A 16554-nucleotide genomic window follows, 5' to 3' on the forward strand; every position below is an offset into this window, starting at 1 on the left:
AAAAAATAAGGATAAGAAAATGGCATTAGTATCATTACGTCAATTATTGGATCATGCAGCAGAACATCGTTATGGTATTCCTGCATTTAATGTGAATAATTTAGAGCAAATCCGTGCGGTAATGGAAGCCGCAAGCAAAGTTAAAGCACCGGTTATCTTGCAAGCTTCAGCAGGTGCTAGAAAATATGCAGGAGCACCTTTTATTCGTCACCTTGTATTAGCTGCGATTGAAGAATATCCAGATATTCCAGTATGTATGCATCAAGATCACGGGACATCACCAGATGTTTGCCAACGTTCTATTCAATTAGGCTTTTCATCAGTAATGATGGATGGTTCATTAAAAGCAGATGGCAAAACACCTGCAGATTATGATTATAACGTTGAGGTTACTAAGCGTACTGCTGAAATGGCGCATGCTTGTGGTGTATCCGTTGAAGGTGAGCTTGGTTGTTTAGGTTCACTTGAAACAGGGCAAGCCGGTGAAGAAGATGGCGTGGGTGCTGTTGGCACTTTGTCACATGATCAGATGTTAACTGATCCGGAAGAAGCAGCACAATTTGTCAAAGAAACAAAAGTGGATGCTTTAGCCATTGCAATTGGCACAAGTCACGGTGCGTATAAATTTACCAAACCACCTACAGGTGATGTTTTAGCGATCTCACGTGTTAAAGAGATTCATGCACGTATTCCAGATACGCATTTGGTAATGCATGGTTCATCTTCAGTGCCACAAGATTGGCTTAAAGTCATCAATGAGTACGGTGGTGATATGGGTGAGACCTACGGTGTACCTGTTGCTGAAATCGTTGAAGCAATCAAATACGGTGTCAGAAAAGTCAATATTGATACCGATCTACGTATGGCAGCTACTGGAGCGATTCGCAAATTTATGGCAACACATCGCGCGGAATTTGATCCACGTAAGTATAACGTTGTAGCCAAGGATGCGATGCGTGATATCTGTCAGGCGCGTTATGAAGCTTTTGGTGCGGCGGGTATGGCAGATAAAATCAAGCCAATCTCTTTAGAGAAAATGTATCAAATGTACCAAACGGGTGAATTAGACCCTCGCGTTAAATAACTGAAGTTACGCACTTTAAAAAAATATGATTTTATAAACACCCCGTCAGCCTACGGCTGCCACCCCTCTTGGAAAGAGGGGAATCGGGTGACGGTGATTTTAATTCCCCTCTTTCCAAGAGGGGTGCCGAGCTTGCGAGGCGGGGTGTTGAAATAGCAAAAGTTCGTAACTCCAGTTAAATAATAGGGTTATGCACTTTTGCTCAACTACCCCATCTGCTTTTTGTTGACTAAGGATAACGTTTTAGCGAAGTCTTTGGTCAATGTCTCTATATTTTGATATTTGTCATTACTGAACTTAGACTTTTTAGAAAATACCGTGTAATACGTTTTACTAAAAATCGGTGTCGGATGAATAACAATCCCTTCAAGTTTAATATCTTGATCTAAATGTTCTACAACCTCTGGAATGGCGGGGATTAGTTGAACTTTGTTCATAATTAACATTCTTAATGCTTGCTCAAGTGTGTTATATGTTTGGATGTGCTTAGCATTATATGATTTGGCGAGACAGCTTAATAATTGACTTGAGTAGCTATTATCTTTGACAAGCCCAATCGTAAGATTAAGTGTGCTGAGATTTGGACATAGATCAAAATATTGTTTTTGATGGTTTTGGTTGGTAATCCAAGTGTAGTTGACATGTGCTGTTGGTGTGTCTGGATAATAGACATAAGGTTCACGAGCTTTCTTTTTAGAAACCATCAAAGCGCCATCCATTTTGCCATATTTAACAAGCTTCCAACATTGCTTCCATGGCATGATATAGATTTGGGTTGTTACATTAAGTCGCTTTAGTACTTGTTTGTTCAACGTCACATCAGAGCCAAGTACAGTATTGTTATGTTTGTAGTCATAAGGTGGCCAAGGTTCAGCGCAAAGTTTCAGTGTTGAGTGACTTTCTTGTGCTTGGCTTAGCGCTGGCATAGCACAGATAGCAAGCGCGATGATTTTGGTTATTTGTAGATAGTGTTGAAAGAGCCCTTTACCTTCCATGTTGTGTTTCCTTCCTGTTGATGTAATTACCGCTTCAACATTAGCACTTATCGTGTTAGAAATCATCCATGATCACAGTTTGCTTTTCACAATTTAATTTTGCACGCCATCACAATTGTTGGCAAAGATCGCATTAACGAACTTGTAACCATTTTTAGCATCTTGATTAATACTCCAACTCATTGCACCACCAAATTGTGGGTCATTAAAGACACTTGGCGTTTGGTATGCTTTGCATAGCTCACTATAAGCACGATCTTTGTAAACACCATTGTAAACAGTAGCAAGTCCTGCTGCGGTTTTATCCGAAGGTTGGCCTGGGACAATTTTAGTATTCTCTGGAATGATTTGCTTTAAGCGCACAAAGCTATTAACGACAAATTGAGGGTGCATTTGGTTAATATTTGTTGCACTTGCACCATTGCATATCGAGCCAATGCCAAATTGATCAATGCAGTAGTGTCCTGTGTTGTACTCTTGAACAAAGATATAGTCAAACAATCCAGCAGCGACAGATTTTTCATAAATACGCTGAGTTCCGGTGTTTACAAGATGTACTTCACCATTGTCAATTAGATTAAACTGAGGTGCAGCAGTAATGACAAAATCAGCATCAATTTGTTTAATCGCTTGAATTATTGCATAGATATCGGCTTCCATTTTCTTTTCATCAATGCCGCCTAAATTTTCAAGATCAAAATCAATACCATCAGCACCTAGGGATTTGGCATAGTTAACGATGTTTTGTGCAACAATTGCTGGATCAGCATCATTCGGTGCAAAGGTATTATGCTCACCACCAACCGATAAGATCACATGCTTTAATTTGCCGCTTTGCTTAGCAAGCTCAATATCTTTTTGCATATTATCTTGCCAGTTGCCATCATTTTGCCAATCAGCATAGATATTCCATGGTGAGTGCATGTCAACATTAGTGCCATCAACCACGGCAAAGGCCAATACAATTGTGTTATAACCACGCTCAATTGCCTCGCTAATTTTTAGTTGTTGGTTCCAGTTGGTTAGATAACCAACCATTAATGGTTCATCTGCTTTTGCTTGATATTGTAATTTGGCATCTCCTTGGATAATACCATCAATAATGCTAATAGGCATTGCACTGTATTTTAGACCATCCATAGTGAAGCTTTCACCTTTGATTTGATAGCTACCAATGCTTGGTACTTTAAATGCATTACTGCCTACTTGTAAGTACTGTGCATCTGATTGGTATTGATTGCCACTAGTGCCTGCTATTGATGCCTTTGGATATGCTATTGGTACTGCACCATTAAAATCAACATCGATATTAACTGTGCTGTAAGGTATTTCTTGAACATCAAAGTGAATATCAAGTGCGTAGTGCTCTTTGTCTTTGGCATCAATGCTTGATGTACTTAATTGCGCAACGTAGATATGTCCATCTTCAAAGTCAATGATATCATTAACACTAAAGCTATGTTCGCCTTTGCTTAAGCCAATGGTTGTGCCTGAAAGTGGGATCATATGCAACTTATCACCGATCATTAAAGCAATTTGATGATCATCGGCAATGCCGTGAGTGTCTCCACTTATCGTCACTTTAAGATCAGCAACAGTGTGACCCGCGCATACTTGCCAAGCACTTGAGGTGCCAGGGACATCATTTGTCCACCAAGTGTTACCAACTTGCCATATTTGATCTTCGTATAGGACAAAGTCACCTTTGCTATATCCGCCCCAATACCCATCGTCAGCACCCTTGTATGCTTGTGGGTTGGTTGGAATGTCTCCCGTACACTGCTCAGGCACTGGTGTTGGTTCAGGTTGTGGGTCAGGCGTTGGTTCAGGATCTGGTGTTGGCTCAGGATCAGGACTTGGTGTGCCGGTTTCTTGCCAAGCAGATTGCCACCAATGTTCAAATCCGGCAACTCCTGGTTCATTATGTGATTGTGTACACCAAGATCCACCAATACATTCATAGGTTTTACCATTATTTGTTACGGTATCCCCTGTTTGATAACTTGCAATATTTTCAGGGTAAGTAAAATGTGCACTATGAGCAATACCACTTAATCCGGTACTTATAATGCTAGCAATAATGACTTTCGATAAGATTTTCTTATTTTTCATACTTTTCTCCATAGATGGTTAAACTGTTTTGTTTTCGACAGGGAAAGCATAAGTTAAAAGATGTATTTAGGCGACAAAATGAGCATCAAGCGTTGTTATAAGCATATAAGATATGCTAATGAGAGCTGTGCTGTTGACCAATGATAGGTTAAGCATAATTAGGCTATGACTATATTTTTGCCCCTTTGATTGTGCAAGCGTTGGCTGAGCGTAAGTCGAAGCCTCTATGAAGTGTGATTTTCCCAAGTTTCCCTTCGACTTACGCTCAGAGAACGGTGGGCGCTTGTGGGTGAATATTTAGTCTTAGCTCATACTATGACAAGAGACATTCTATGCATAAACGTTAGGAAATCGATGGCTTTTTTGATACTCTTTTTAAGGAGTTAAATTGGAAGGCTAAGGAATCACAGGTCATGTCAAAAGGTTGGTTGACAGAATACGCACAAAGTATCGAACAAACGCAAAATTTCTGGGCGAAGAAAAGTCAGATTATCGATTGGATAAGTCCGTGGCAAACCGTTAATAGTGGTAGTTTCAAAGAAGGAAATATCAAATGGTTTGAAGAAGGTGAGTTAAACGCCTGTTATAACTGTGTTGATCGCCATCTTGAAAAGCATGCCGATAAAGTTGCTTTTTATTGGGAAGGTGATAACCCTGAACATAGTAAATCTATAAGCTATCAAACGCTTTATGAAGAGGTGAATCGTTTTGCCAATGTCTTAAAGTCGATTGGTGTTAAAAAAGGTGATGTGGTCTGTATTTATTTACCGATGATTGTTGAGGCCCCTATTGCCATGTTGGCATGTGCACGTATTGGTGCCATACATTCCGTTATCTTTGGTGGTTTCTCACCAGTAGCTATTGCTGATAGAGTTAATGATGCTCAATCAAAATTTATCATTACTGCTGATGGTGGTTTTAGAGGTGGCAAAGCCGTGGCACTTAAAGCCAATGTCGATGAAGCATTAAAGCAGTGTCCAAGTGTAAAAAAAATATTAGTCGTTAAATATGCCAATAATCCAATCAACTGGAATGATACGCTTGATGTTGATTACAAAGTGCTTGTTGATACTGTGCCTGCCATCTGCCGTGTTGAAGTAATGAAGGCTGAAGATCCATTGTTTATCCTGTACACCTCAGGCTCAACAGGTAAACCTAAAGGTGTGGTGCATACTACCGCTGGCTACTTGGTTTATGCAGCGACAACGCACAAACATATTTTTGATATTCAGAGTGATGATGTTTATTGGTGTACCGCAGATGTTGGCTGGATTACAGGGCATTCCTATGTGGTGTATGGCCCACTTGTTAATGCGACTACGAGCGTGTTATTTGAAGGCGTACCAAGTTATCCGCAAAAATCACGTTTCTTTGATGTGGTTGATAAGTATAAAGTCAGTATTTTTTATACAGCACCAACGGCAATTCGTGCGCTACAAGCCGAAGGTGATGATGCCGTTTTAGCTCAAACCATGCGTGATTCATTACGTATTTTAGGCAGTGTTGGTGAGCCGATTAATCGCGAAGCGTGGCATTGGTATCATGAACAAGTTGGCAAAGAACAATGTGCTATTGTTGATACGTGGTGGCAAACTGAAACCGGTGGCATTATGATAAGTCCTGATTTTAGTCACAAGCAGAAACCAGGCTCAGCAATGACGCCATTTTGGGGTGTTGATGTGGCTATTTTAGATAAAACTTCAGCTAAAGAAGTCGAAGGTGCATTAGAAGCACATGATTATGGCGCATTGGTAATCAAACAACCATGGCCTGGGATGATGCGTAGCTTATGGGGAGATCATGAGCGCTATATGCAAAGCTATTTTAATGTTTATCCGGGATATTATTTCCCAGGTGACGGTGCTTATCGTGATCAAGATAGCCATTATTGGATCTCTGGGCGTTTAGATGATGTAATTAGTATTGCCGGACATAGAATTGGTACGGCTGAGATTGAAAGTGTCATCGACTCACACCCAGCGGTTGCTGAAACTGCGGTTGTTGGTATTCCTGATAGTATCAAAGGTGAGGTGATCTATGCATATATCACCCTAGAAAAGGGTATTAATCCAGATGACTCACTTAAAAAAGAGATTATTCAATGGGTTAGGAAAACCTATGGACCAATTGCCAGTATTAAGGTAATCCAATGGGCGGCGATGCTGCCAAAAACAAGATCGGGTAAGATTATGCGCCGCATTTTAAGAAAGATCGCTCATTTTGAAGAGCAACAAATCGGTGATACCTCGACGTTGGCAGATGAAAGTTGTGTTAAAGATTTAGTGCTACATCGTGTAGACTATCGAAAAACAGAGAATATCTATTAAGAATTTATGACAAGCTTTACTTTTAACCTGCGCCATTTTAGTGGTATGGCACCGACACTTAACACGGTAGATGAATGGCAGAAATGGCATGCGTGTAAACAAGACCTGCCAAACTCAGGTGATATTGCAACGACGCACGTACCTGCTAGCTTAAAGCGTCGCTCAAGCTTAGGTGTTAAGCAAGCACTAGAGGTGGCTTTGGATTGTTTTGCGCAATCTGAAGAAAATCTTGCGATTGATTATACGGTGTTTGCCTCACAGCATGGTGAGGGTAGTCGCCTGCAGTCGCTACTTAGGCAGATTGCCCAAAAAGAGCTGTTATCACCCATGGATTTTTCACAATCGGTGCATAATACCGCATCTGGTCTTTTGTCATTATCTCAGGGGATTAAAACCAATATCAACTCAATTGCTGGCGGCAAAGATACATTTTTTATGGCTGTGATTGAAGCGCTAACTTATTTACAGCTTAATCCGCATTCACAAGTATTACTGGTAATCTATGATGAGCCATTAGCAGAGAGCTACAAATCCTATCACTGTGATTATGATCAGCAATATGCCTGTGCTTTTATTATCGATAATTATGTACATACAACAAAAGAGGGTTTTACCTGTCGCTTGAACTTATCACCAAGCACTAAAGGCGAAACAAGAAAAGACATATCAACAGAAACTGCTGTGTTTCCACCTGCTCTTGTATTTTTAGCTTGGGTGTGTGATCAATTTGATAACAGACTTAAACAAGACGGTGCATTTTGGCAGTTTAATTGGTATAAAAACAATGGTGAGTAGCATGCAGAAGCAAGCGCTTAAGCAATATTTATTGGTAATCATGGATATTCAAGCCGAACCCGAATATGACGATTCACCGTCATTCTCGAACTTGATTCGGGAATCCAAAAAATACCTGATAATATTTGCATAGTTACTTAAAATAAAGTTGGTGAAAGAAATATGATTAAAAAACAAATGAAGAACGTTGGCTTTATTGGTTGGCGCGGTATGGTTGGGTCAGTGTTGCTTGAACGAATGCATCAAAATAATGACTTTGCGTCATTAAATCCTATCTTCTTTAGCACATCACAAAAAGGGCAACAAGTCGATATCCTTGGTGTTGGTGCTCAATTATTACAAGACGCATATGATATAGATAACTTGATGCAAATGCAGATTATTGTCACCTGCCAAGGCAGTGATTATACTGCTGAGATGCTACCTAAATTGAGAGGCAATGGTTGGCAAGGTTATTGGATTGATGCAGCTTCTCATCTACGCATGGATGAGGATAGTGTGATTGTGTTGGATCCTATCAATCGTGATGTTATTGATCGCGCTTTAGCAAGTGGAGTTAAAAACTTTGTCGGTGGCAACTGCACCGTGAGTTTGATGATGTTAGCGATTCAAGGTTTACTTCAAGAGGACCTCATTAATTGGATTTCTGTCATGAGCTATCAGGCGGTTTCTGGCGCCGGTGCTAAGGCAATGATTGAGCTTGTTAAGCAAATGTCTTTGGCCAATGATGTTGATATGGCAGATAGTTTGAAGCTTGAGCGTGATATTCATAGCAAAGTGACTGCAAGCAATTTTCCATGTGTGGAGTTTGCAGCACCGATGGCATATAATATTCTGCCCTTTATTGATGCACCATTAGCAAATGGGCAAAGCAAAGAAGAATGGAAAGCGCAAGCAGAAATGAATAAGATTCTACAACGATCATCTACCTTGCCAATTGATGGCATTTGTGCGCGTGTCCCTGTGTTAAGAGCGCATAGTCAGGCGCTGACGATTGAACTTAAACAATCGGTTGATTTAAAGGAAATAGAGCAAAAAATAAAAAGTGCAAATGAATGGGTGCGTTTTGTTGACAATGATCCCAAACAAACCGCTCAGCATTTAACGCCGATGGCAGTGAGTAATACCTTGGATATTGCGGTTGGGCGCTTGAAAAAGACGAATCTTTCAGATCGACATATTCAGCTCTTTACCGTGGGTGATCAACTATTGTGGGGGGCAGCTGAGCCCTTAAGAAGAATGTTAAATATTTGTCTTACTCACATTTAAATTAGCTGAAGTTGATAACTCAAACAACGCTTGAATAAATTCACGCATTACCTTATTGATCGGTTTATCTAAGTGATAGGCTAAGTAGGCAGTAAATCCTTTCATGGTGACTTTTTGTAGATCATTGGCAGAGGCACCCTTGGCTTTTAATGCATCAACAATACGAATCAAGCGGCCATCTTTAATTTCCTTTTGCAAAATAAAGTCAGGCAACCAGCCGATACCTAAATTAGCAACAATGGCCTTTTTGGCAACTTGCGCATTTGAAAAGATTGAGATGTCTGTGTTTTTCGGTACGGATTTGATGGTTTGTTCATAAAGTAATGATTGCAGCTTAAGGGTGATAAAGGTTTGTTTGAAGATATTATCAATGTTTAAGTTATTTAATAATTCATGATTATCGCTTGAGCAAACGAGAGAATTTTCTAAATTGCAGACCTTTTCGTTATAATATTTTTTATCCATAATATCACGAGAGGCGATAATTAAATCGCCATCGTAACGTTCATATAATGCCGTGTAATCAAGTGTTGTAAAGTTAATATTATAATTTAGTTTAGGGTGTGACTTTTTCACTTGCTTTAATATCTGAATAATCCACTCATCATAAATAGGTGAGACAACAAGGTTTAATTTGTAGTCTTTATTTTCATGCGATAAATGATATAGCAGTTTTTTAAATGAAGCTTGAATTTCGCGCGCATAGGGCAGAAAGTTTTCCCCCTCAGCGGTTAAGAGTGATTTGCGCCCATTAAAATAAAAAAGCTTTTTGCCAACGTCCATTTCCAAACTTTTGATTTGTTTAGTAACGGCAGGTTGCGTTAAGTGAAGTAAGTTGGCTGCCTCAGTTAAGTTTTCTGTTTCAACCACTTGTAAAAATATTTGAATTTGTTTGTAGGTTAAGTTATATGCCATTTTGATTGATTCATACTTAGCTAAACTTGTGATGTAAACGTATTATAAATAGCTTTTAGAGTAATGTCATTGGCTGTTTTTATTGCTGAGTGTAGGTGCAGCAAGTCAGAAAACATCCGTGTGAATCACGCTAGGGGGAGTGCGCTACTGCTTGTTTTTCCTGTCACCTACGGTAGCTAATACTATAGTGTTTAAATGCTTAATGCAAGCCGTTGATTTCTGATTAAGCATGAGACATTAACACATGATTTACAGATATATAAGGTAAATTTATAAGCTCTTGGCTTAAAGTTCCTTTTTAAGTGATGTGTGAAAAATGAAAATAACAATAGAAAAGCCAAGTGCTACCAAAAGATATGATTTGTCGATCACAATGTCTATGCCTACGGCCATTAATATCAAGCCTATAAAAATAAGTGAAGCTAAAGCAATTAATTTAAGTTGTAGTGAATGTGTTAATCTCATTAAAAATCGTGAAGCTAATAACATAATTGCACATGAGGCAAGAATAGATGCTGCGATCACAAAAATGTTGTTACTTAAGCCAATCGCAGTGATCACGCTATCAATTGAAAAAACGGCATCGATTAAAATAATCTGTGCAATTGCGCTTAGCATGTTTTTGGCAACTTGTGTTGAGATGGTTTTAGGACGGTATAACAGATAGATTTCATGTAGTGCTTTACACAATAAAAATAATCCACCGATGATTAGGATCATGTCTTTAATGCTAATGCCATTACCAAAAATGGAGAAAAGTGGTATTGTCCACTGCATGATTAAACTAATGAATAGTAATGATACGATACGCATTACTGCCGCTAATGAAATGGCAGTTATTTGCGCCTTGCGTTGTTGGTTAGTGGGAAGTTTGGCAGTCACAAGATAAATAAACAATAAATTATCAATCGCTAAGATAGTCTCAAGCGCAGTGATGGTTAAAAAGCTTGTAATAAGTTCCAGCGGAACGTCCAATCTAGGTATCCTCTTAAGTGTATATAATGACGGCATAAATGATAAACGGATACAAAGGTACATGTAAACTTGCTACGGCAATTATTTTTAAGTTATTTTAACTTGTTTTTAGCAGTTCGCTTGTGGCAGACTTTGAAAGCGCAAGAATACCAATTCAATATACAGGAGAAATACAATGGAATTAGTTGCTGCAAAAAAGGATAAAATTTTTCATGCCTTAAACGCAATCCTTGAGCATGAGATGGCAGGTGTTGTTCGTTATACGCATTACTCATTAATGATCATTGGTCACGGTAGAATCCCAATTGTCAGCTGGATGCGTGCGCAAGCGCAAGAGAGTCTAACGCATGCAACGCAAGCCGGTGAGATGATTACTCATTTTGGTGAACATCCATCACTTAGAATTGCGCCTTTAACTGAAACACATAAGCATAATATTGATGAAATTTTAACGGAAAGTTTAGAGCACGAGCATGGTGCATTAAAACTATATCGTGAGCTTTTAGCATTAGCAGAAGAAGCAAACTCGATTATTTTGGAAGAATATGCGCGTGGTCTTATCGTTGAAGAAGAAACGCATATTGGTGAAGTTGAAAAGATGCTTAAAAAACCATTTTAGAAGATAACTTAAGATAAGTGATTGCTGTCCTTATTTAAATTGTTACAATAGTTTCACGCATTACGTGTGGAACCATTTATGTCTGAAACCATTATGTATCAAGAGGCGTTATCAGCGCCTACTAAAGTTGCCGAACAATTACAAAACAATACAAAGATTTGGCAAGAGGTTTGTACCTATCTTAAGGCGCATCAGCCGGCATTTGCAGCAACCGTTGCTCGCGGTAGTTCCGATCATGCAGCCACCTATGCCAAGTATTTATTAGAAAGTAAAATAGGTCTGGTTACGGCATCAATTGCACCATCTATTTATACAATTTATCAAAGTCAAACTTTGGTAGCAAACAGCCTGTTTTTAGGTATTTCACAATCAGGCAAAAGCCCTGATTTAGTGCAATCATTCTTAAGTGTGAAAGATCAAGCAACTACCGTTGCCTTAGTTAATGTCGAGGGTTCACCATTGGCAGATGCTGCAAGATTTGTCGTACCACTTTTAGCAGGGGAAGAAAAAGCGGTTGCTGCAACCAAAAGTTATATTTGTGCGTTGACCGCGTTGGCACAGTTTATTGCTATTTATACGGAAGATAAGGTATTGCAAGAAGCACTTAATGCATTGCCTGAGTATTTGTCCTTAGCGGCGAACCTTGATTGGCAGGTGGTGATTGATGCATTAAAAGATGAACAAGATGCCTATATTATTGGTCGTGGCTATGGTTATGCAATTGCTCAAGAAGCAGCTTTGAAGCTTAAAGAAACAGCATGTATACATTCAGAGCCGTTTAGTTCAGCTGAAGTATTGCATGGTCCATTTGCTTTGATTAAAAAAGCATTCCCAACGTTGGTTTTTGCACAAAATGATGCATCAGCTAAGGGCACAATTGAGTTGGCGCAAAAAATGCATCAAATGGGTGCGAATGTGATGTTTGCGATGCCTGGATCACAGCATGTTGACACCACGCATAATCTTAAGACAACCAAAAGCTTGCACCCATTATTAGACCCGATTTTGTTGATTCAAAGCTTTTACACCATGGCAGCAAGGCTTGCTACAGCACGCGGATTAAATCCAGATCAGCCAGAGAATCTCAATAAAGTGACACAAACGGTGTAAAGTGATGCAAAGTTATCGAATAACAGGCGCCGAAATCATCACTAAAGATGCTGTTTTAGAAGGTGAAATTGCCGTTGAGTGCGGCAAAATTATGGCAGTTGGTGAGCCACTCCCAGATTTTTCACATTTGCCTGTAGTGGAATATCATCAAAGTGATAAGGTGATTCCAGGATTTATTGATACCCATATTCATGGCAGTTGTGGTTGTGATGTAATGGATGGTGAGATTGAATCCTTAAAAGTGATTACATCATCCTTGTATCGTCAAGGGGTTACTTCGTTTTTAGCAACGACAATGACCCAAACTGAAGCGGCAATTAGCAAAGCACTTAATAATGTCGCTGACTTTAATAAGGCGCATGCTTATGGGCAACATTTTGCCAATATCTTAGGTGTGCATTTAGAAGGTCCCTTTATTTCACCGGATAAAATTGGTGCACAAAACCCTGAGTTTTTGCAGGAGTCTTCGATTGCTAAGCTTAAAAGCTGGCAAGATAAGGCAAATAACCTAGTTAAGAAAATCACATTTGCGCCAGAGATGTTAGGTGTTAATCAGGTGATTGATTGGTGTGTTAATGAGCAAGTGATTGCTTCGATTGGACACACCAATTGCACAGCAAAAGAAGCGCTAGAAGCTATTGATCGAGGTTGTTCTCAAGCGACGCATTTATTTAATGCGATGAGTGGCATTGATCACCGTAAACCTGGAGCGGCAACCGCTTTACTAATGTCAGAGAAGGTTGTTGCTGAGTTGATCGTTGATGGTGTGCATCTGGCACCTGAAATCGTTGATATGGTTTATCGCGTTAAAGGAGCTGATGGTATTCTGTTGGTCACTGATGCGATGTCAGCACAAGCTCATGGCGAGGGTGTGTTTGATCTTGGTGGACAGAAAGTAATTGTCAAAGATAATGAAGCACGACTAGAAAATGGTGTATTAGCTGGTAGTGTGCTGACGATGAATAATGCATTAAAAAACATGCTCACATATAGTGATTGCAGTTTGTCGGAGATTGTTAAGATGACGAGCTATAATGCCGCGAAGAGTCTTAATATGCATCATTATAAAGGGGACATCAAAAAAGGGGCTGATGCTGATTTGGTCGTTGTTGATAAGCATTTCCAGATCAAGCAAGTATTTAAAGCGTTATAATGAAAGTCGATGTTATTGTTATTGGGGCGGGTGCCTCAGGACTTATGTGTGCCATTGAGGCGGCGAAAAGAGGGCGCAAAGTATTGGTTCTTGATCATGCTAATAAAGTGGGTAAAAAGATACTTATGTCAGGTGGCGGACGCTGTAATTTCACAAATTACTATGTTGAGCCGGCGCGCTTTTTATCACAAAATCCGCATTTTTGTAAGTCTGCCTTAACGCGTTATACGCAATGGGATTTTATCGCATTGGTTGACAGCTATCAGCTTAATTACCATGAGAAAACATTGGGACAGCTTTTCTGTGATGGTAAGTCACATGAGATCGTTGATATTCTACTGAATGAATGCCGTAAATATCAGGTTGAAATTAAACTTAATACGACAGTTAATCAGATGCGCCAATGTGATCAAGCGGCATCAGCTGAGCTTGGGTTTTATGTTAAAACAACCGCCGGTGATTATCATGCCGAGTCTGTTGTTATTGCTACAGGTGGGCTCTCAATCCCAACAATGGGAGCCACAGGCTTTGGTTATGAGATCGCACGTCAGTTTGGTCTTCAAGTGTTGCCAACCTCAGCGGCATTGGTGCCCTTCGTTCTTGGCGAGCATGATAAATTAAAATATGCTGAGCTTTCGGGCGTTTCGGTATTTACTGAGGTCAGTTGTAATAATCAGAGCTTTCGCGAGAATTTGCTATTTACACATCGCGGTTTAAGTGGACCTGTGATGCTACAGATCTCATCTTATTGGCAGCTGGGAGATTATTTGCATATCAACTTATTGCCAGAAATAGCCTCATTAAGTGAATTGCTTCATGTGCACAAAAAATCACAAGGTGACACACTCTTAAAGTCACTGTTAGAAAATTACTTACCTAAAAGGCTATTGCCTTTATTTGTGGATGAATTATTACTTAATAAAAAGCTAGCAGATTTTTCTAATAGTGAGATCGAGCAGATGATGCAATGCTTACAATCATGGCAGATAAAACCCTGTGGTACGGAAGGATATCGCACGGCCGAGGTCACCAAAGGTGGGGTTAGTTGTGATGAAATTTCTTCAAAAACAATGGAAAGTCACAAGATTAAAGGGCTTTATTTCATTGGTGAGGTCGTTGATGTCACTGGATGGCTTGGTGGATATAACTTTCAATGGGCGTGGGCTTCAGGGTGGGCTGCGGGTCAATTTGTATGAAGTTGATCTGTTAGTAATCAAGTTAATTTAAGAGTAATCATTGTATAATAATTTATTTACCGTATGCATATTGTTATGTATTTACAAGCTTTAAAAATGCCGCTATAGTCTGTCCCCTTGGGTGGCATGTATTTGAAAAAATAATGCTTTATTTTTAAACGGCGGATTCGTATAAAAAGTAATGTAAATAATAGAATTAAAAGAGGGAAGAGGAATATGGGTGCAGAGTTCACACCAAAAAAATCAGGCGTATCACTATTAAGTGCAACCTTGTTAAGTGCCACTTGTATGGTTGGTTCAGGTTGGCTTTTCAGTGCTCAATTAACCGCAAAAATCGCAGGAAACTGGGCGTTTCTTGCATGGGTTCTAGCCGCTATTTTAGTTTTATTAGTTGGTTTATGTTTAGCTAAGGTTGTTGCGGTTTACCCAGTGCGTGGAGCAACAACACGATCAAGTGCGTTATCACACAATGGTATCTTTGGTATGCCATTTGCATTTGCTAATTGGTTTGGCATTATGGTGGTGATTGCCACTGAGGCACAAGCAACAACACAGTACTTGTCAGCAGCGATTGGATCTGATGCATTGATGCAGAATCATGTTCTCACTTATGGTGGTAAATTTCTAGCGTTAGGCATTTTATTGGTCTACTTGATCGTGAACTTTTATGGCATTAAGTTGTTAACACGAGTAAACAATGTGGTCACCGTGCTTAAGGTTTTTACACCATTATTTGCAATCGCTGTTTTTTTGATTGCTGCATTTGATCACTCAGGCTTGAGTAACAACTTTAATTTACCAACCAATGGTGACTATGGCTTTAGCAGTGCGGTGATGGCAATTATTGGTGCAGGATTGATTTACTCATTTAATGGCTTTCAGATCAGTGTCTCGTTTGCCAGTGAGATTAAAAATCCAAAACGTAATGTGCCATTGTCCATTATCTTATCGATCTTTATTATTTTGATTGTTTATATGGGTTTGCAGTATGCATTTATGGCGGCCGTTCCACATGAGCTTTTAGTTAAAAATGGTGGTTGGCAAGGCATGAATTTCTCATCACCATTATTGAATTTAGCGATGTTGTTAGGTTTGAATTTCTTAGCTATTTTGTTGTTAGCTGACAGTGTGGTCAGTCCATCTGGCACCGGATATACCTATCTTGGTGCTTCATCACGCATGCTTTACGCAATGTCAGCAGAAGGGCAAATGCCACGTTGGATTGCCAAGCTTGATCCAGTATATAATTTCTCAAAGCGCTCAATGATGATTAACTGGATATTAGCAGCAATTGTCTTATTTAATGCCGAGAGCTGGGCAGCGTTGATGGTTGTGGTAACTGGTTATCATGTTGTTGGCTATATGGCAGCACCGATTAGTATGGGTGCAATTGCGCCTAAAACACGTTGGTTAGGGTTGGTCGTTTTTGTTATTTTAGGACTTATCATGCTTACGATTCCAAGCCATGATTTGATGTTGGTCAATAGTTCATTAACGATTTTATTGCTCATTTATGCGTTCATTCAGCACAAAGTTGGCGTGCAAAAGCTATTATTGTTTATTCTGCCATTTATTGCTTACTTATGGTTATTATATATCGTGCCAAATATCTGGTTTGTTGCAGTCATATCTGTCATTTTTTATATTTTAATTACAACCAAATCGTATGTCGCAATGTGTAAAGAGCATGGTGATTTAAATCGAGTGATTGAAGATTAATAGTGCTAATCTCATCGTAAGTCATTTTGCGGTGTTGGCTTAGAGCTCTACCATATGGCTTATCCCTTTTGCAATACAAATAAGTACTTCATCTTCTTTAATAAAAGCCAGTGGCTCTTTGGTATATTCAATGTTTCCTGAGATTAGTTGGCAGCGACAGGTGCCACATACACCATCGCGGCACTGAAAGTTGGCAGTAATACCTTGCTGTTCAAGCCATTCAAGTATCGTTAATTCATTATTATCAATCGTTATAATTTGATCATTAAGCTTAATACGAACCAT

14 protein-coding genes are annotated in these 16554 nt (G+C 39.4%); 9 read left to right on the forward strand and 5 right to left on the reverse strand.

The window, feature by feature from the left end; genetic code table 11:
• Positions 1-19: 19 nt before the first annotated feature.
• Entirely contained in the window at positions 20-1084 is a 1065-nt protein-coding gene (fba, locus tag IE867_RS02910) for a class II fructose-bisphosphate aldolase (protein ID WP_192483283.1), read from the forward strand.
• 206 nt (positions 1085-1290) lie between these two features.
• Here fba and IE867_RS02915 read toward each other — a convergent pair whose 3' ends face one another.
• Together IE867_RS02915 and IE867_RS02920 are read right to left on the reverse strand one after the other, a co-directional pair.
• Positions 1291-2145: a substrate-binding periplasmic protein gene (locus IE867_RS02915; protein ID WP_192483284.1), complete on the reverse strand. Its 855-nt coding sequence runs from the start codon at positions 2143-2145 to the stop codon at positions 1291-1293.
• Between the two features lie 27 nt (positions 2146-2172).
• The gene (locus IE867_RS02920; RefSeq protein WP_192483285.1) at positions 2173-4191 is read right to left on the reverse strand and encodes a glycosyl hydrolase family 18 protein; all 2019 of its coding nucleotides are present in this window, start codon (positions 4189-4191) and stop codon (positions 2173-2175) included.
• A 413-nt stretch (positions 4192-4604) separates the two neighbouring features.
• On the opposite strand from IE867_RS02920, the gene acs reads away from it, so the two are divergent.
• From acs to asd, 3 genes are all read left to right on the forward strand, one after another.
• Positions 4605-6518, forward strand: coding sequence for an acetate--CoA ligase (gene acs, locus IE867_RS02925; protein WP_192483286.1), 1914 nt, complete (start codon positions 4605-4607; stop codon positions 6516-6518).
• Between the two features lie 6 nt (positions 6519-6524).
• On the forward strand, positions 6525-7313 hold the full coding sequence (locus tag IE867_RS02930) for a beta-ketoacyl synthase chain length factor (protein ID WP_192483287.1): 789 nt from the start codon (positions 6525-6527) through the stop codon (positions 7311-7313).
• 177 nt (positions 7314-7490) lie between these two features.
• Positions 7491-8582 carry an aspartate-semialdehyde dehydrogenase gene (gene asd, locus IE867_RS02935; protein WP_192483366.1) on the forward strand — a complete coding sequence of 364 codons (1092 nt, stop codon included), beginning with the start codon at positions 7491-7493 and terminating at the stop codon, positions 8580-8582.
• On the opposite strand, the gene IE867_RS02940 is transcribed toward asd, so the two are convergent.
• Complete coding sequence (locus IE867_RS02940) at positions 8556-9497, reverse strand: LysR family transcriptional regulator (RefSeq protein WP_192483288.1); 942 nt, start codon at positions 9495-9497, stop codon at positions 8556-8558. The two genes, asd and IE867_RS02940, sit on opposite strands and share 27 nt — an antisense overlap.
• Before the next feature lie 285 nt (positions 9498-9782).
• Positions 9783-10472, reverse strand: a complete 690-nt coding sequence (locus IE867_RS02945) for a TerC family protein (RefSeq protein WP_192483289.1) — start codon at positions 10470-10472, stop codon at positions 9783-9785.
• Positions 10473-10647: 175 nt separating this feature from the next.
• Here IE867_RS02945 and IE867_RS02950 point away from each other — a divergent pair, with 175 nt between their 5' ends.
• The 5 genes from IE867_RS02950 to IE867_RS02970 all read left to right on the forward strand — a co-directional run bounded on the left by IE867_RS02950 (position 10648) and on the right by IE867_RS02970 (position 16269).
• On the forward strand, positions 10648-11091 hold the full coding sequence (locus tag IE867_RS02950) for a ferritin-like domain-containing protein (protein ID WP_192483290.1): 444 nt from the start codon (positions 10648-10650) through the stop codon (positions 11089-11091).
• Between the two features lie 78 nt (positions 11092-11169).
• The gene (locus IE867_RS02955; RefSeq protein WP_225629940.1) at positions 11170-12201 is read left to right on the forward strand and encodes an SIS domain-containing protein; all 1032 of its coding nucleotides are present in this window, start codon (positions 11170-11172) and stop codon (positions 12199-12201) included.
• Between the two features lie 4 nt (positions 12202-12205).
• A complete protein-coding gene (gene nagA, locus IE867_RS02960) occupies positions 12206-13354 on the forward strand; it encodes an N-acetylglucosamine-6-phosphate deacetylase (RefSeq protein ID WP_192483291.1) in 1149 nt (382 codons plus the stop codon).
• On the forward strand, positions 13354-14550 hold the full coding sequence (locus tag IE867_RS02965; RefSeq protein WP_203249625.1) for a BaiN/RdsA family NAD(P)/FAD-dependent oxidoreductase: 1197 nt from the start codon (positions 13354-13356) through the stop codon (positions 14548-14550). Before nagA ends, IE867_RS02965 begins: the two co-directional genes overlap by 1 nt.
• Positions 14551-14766: 216 nt before the next feature.
• A complete protein-coding gene (locus tag IE867_RS02970) occupies positions 14767-16269 on the forward strand; it encodes an APC family permease (protein ID WP_192483292.1) in 1503 nt (500 codons plus the stop codon).
• 39 nt (positions 16270-16308) lie between these two features.
• Here the strand turns inward: IE867_RS02970 and yfaE are convergent, their stop codons facing one another.
• Positions 16309-16554: a class I ribonucleotide reductase maintenance protein YfaE gene (yfaE, locus tag IE867_RS02975; RefSeq protein WP_192483293.1), complete on the reverse strand. Its 246-nt coding sequence runs from the start codon at positions 16552-16554 to the stop codon at positions 16309-16311.

Origin of the sequence: Cysteiniphilum marinum (assembly GCF_014857925.1) — a bacterium.
GTDB classification, from domain to species: Bacteria; Pseudomonadota; Gammaproteobacteria; order Francisellales; family Francisellaceae; genus Caedibacter; species Caedibacter marinus.

Coding starts and splice junctions, on each gene's coding strand:
- yfaE (WP_192483293.1), bottom strand. CDS start 16,554: ATGGTTCGTATTAAGCTTAATGATCAAATTATAACGATTGATAATAAT.
- IE867_RS02940 (WP_192483288.1), bottom strand. CDS start 9,497: ATGGCATATAACTTAACCTACAAACAAATTCAAATATTTTTACAAGTG.
- IE867_RS02970 (WP_192483292.1), top strand. CDS start 14,767: ATGGGTGCAGAGTTCACACCAAAAAAATCAGGCGTATCACTATTAAGT.
- IE867_RS02965 (WP_203249625.1), top strand. CDS start 13,354: ATGAAAGTCGATGTTATTGTTATTGGGGCGGGTGCCTCAGGACTTATG.
- IE867_RS02920 (WP_192483285.1), bottom strand. CDS start 4,191: ATGAAAAATAAGAAAATCTTATCGAAAGTCATTATTGCTAGCATTATA.
- nagA (WP_192483291.1), top strand. CDS start 12,206: ATGCAAAGTTATCGAATAACAGGCGCCGAAATCATCACTAAAGATGCT.
- IE867_RS02915 (WP_192483284.1), bottom strand. CDS start 2,145: ATGATTTCTAACACGATAAGTGCTAATGTTGAAGCGGTAATTACATCA.
- fba (WP_192483283.1), top strand. CDS start 20: ATGGCATTAGTATCATTACGTCAATTATTGGATCATGCAGCAGAACAT.
- IE867_RS02955 (WP_225629940.1), top strand. CDS start 11,170: ATGTCTGAAACCATTATGTATCAAGAGGCGTTATCAGCGCCTACTAAA.
- IE867_RS02930 (WP_192483287.1), top strand. CDS start 6,525: ATGACAAGCTTTACTTTTAACCTGCGCCATTTTAGTGGTATGGCACCG.
- IE867_RS02950 (WP_192483290.1), top strand. CDS start 10,648: ATGGAATTAGTTGCTGCAAAAAAGGATAAAATTTTTCATGCCTTAAAC.
- asd (WP_192483366.1), top strand. CDS start 7,491: ATGAAGAACGTTGGCTTTATTGGTTGGCGCGGTATGGTTGGGTCAGTG.
- acs (WP_192483286.1), top strand. CDS start 4,605: ATGTCAAAAGGTTGGTTGACAGAATACGCACAAAGTATCGAACAAACG.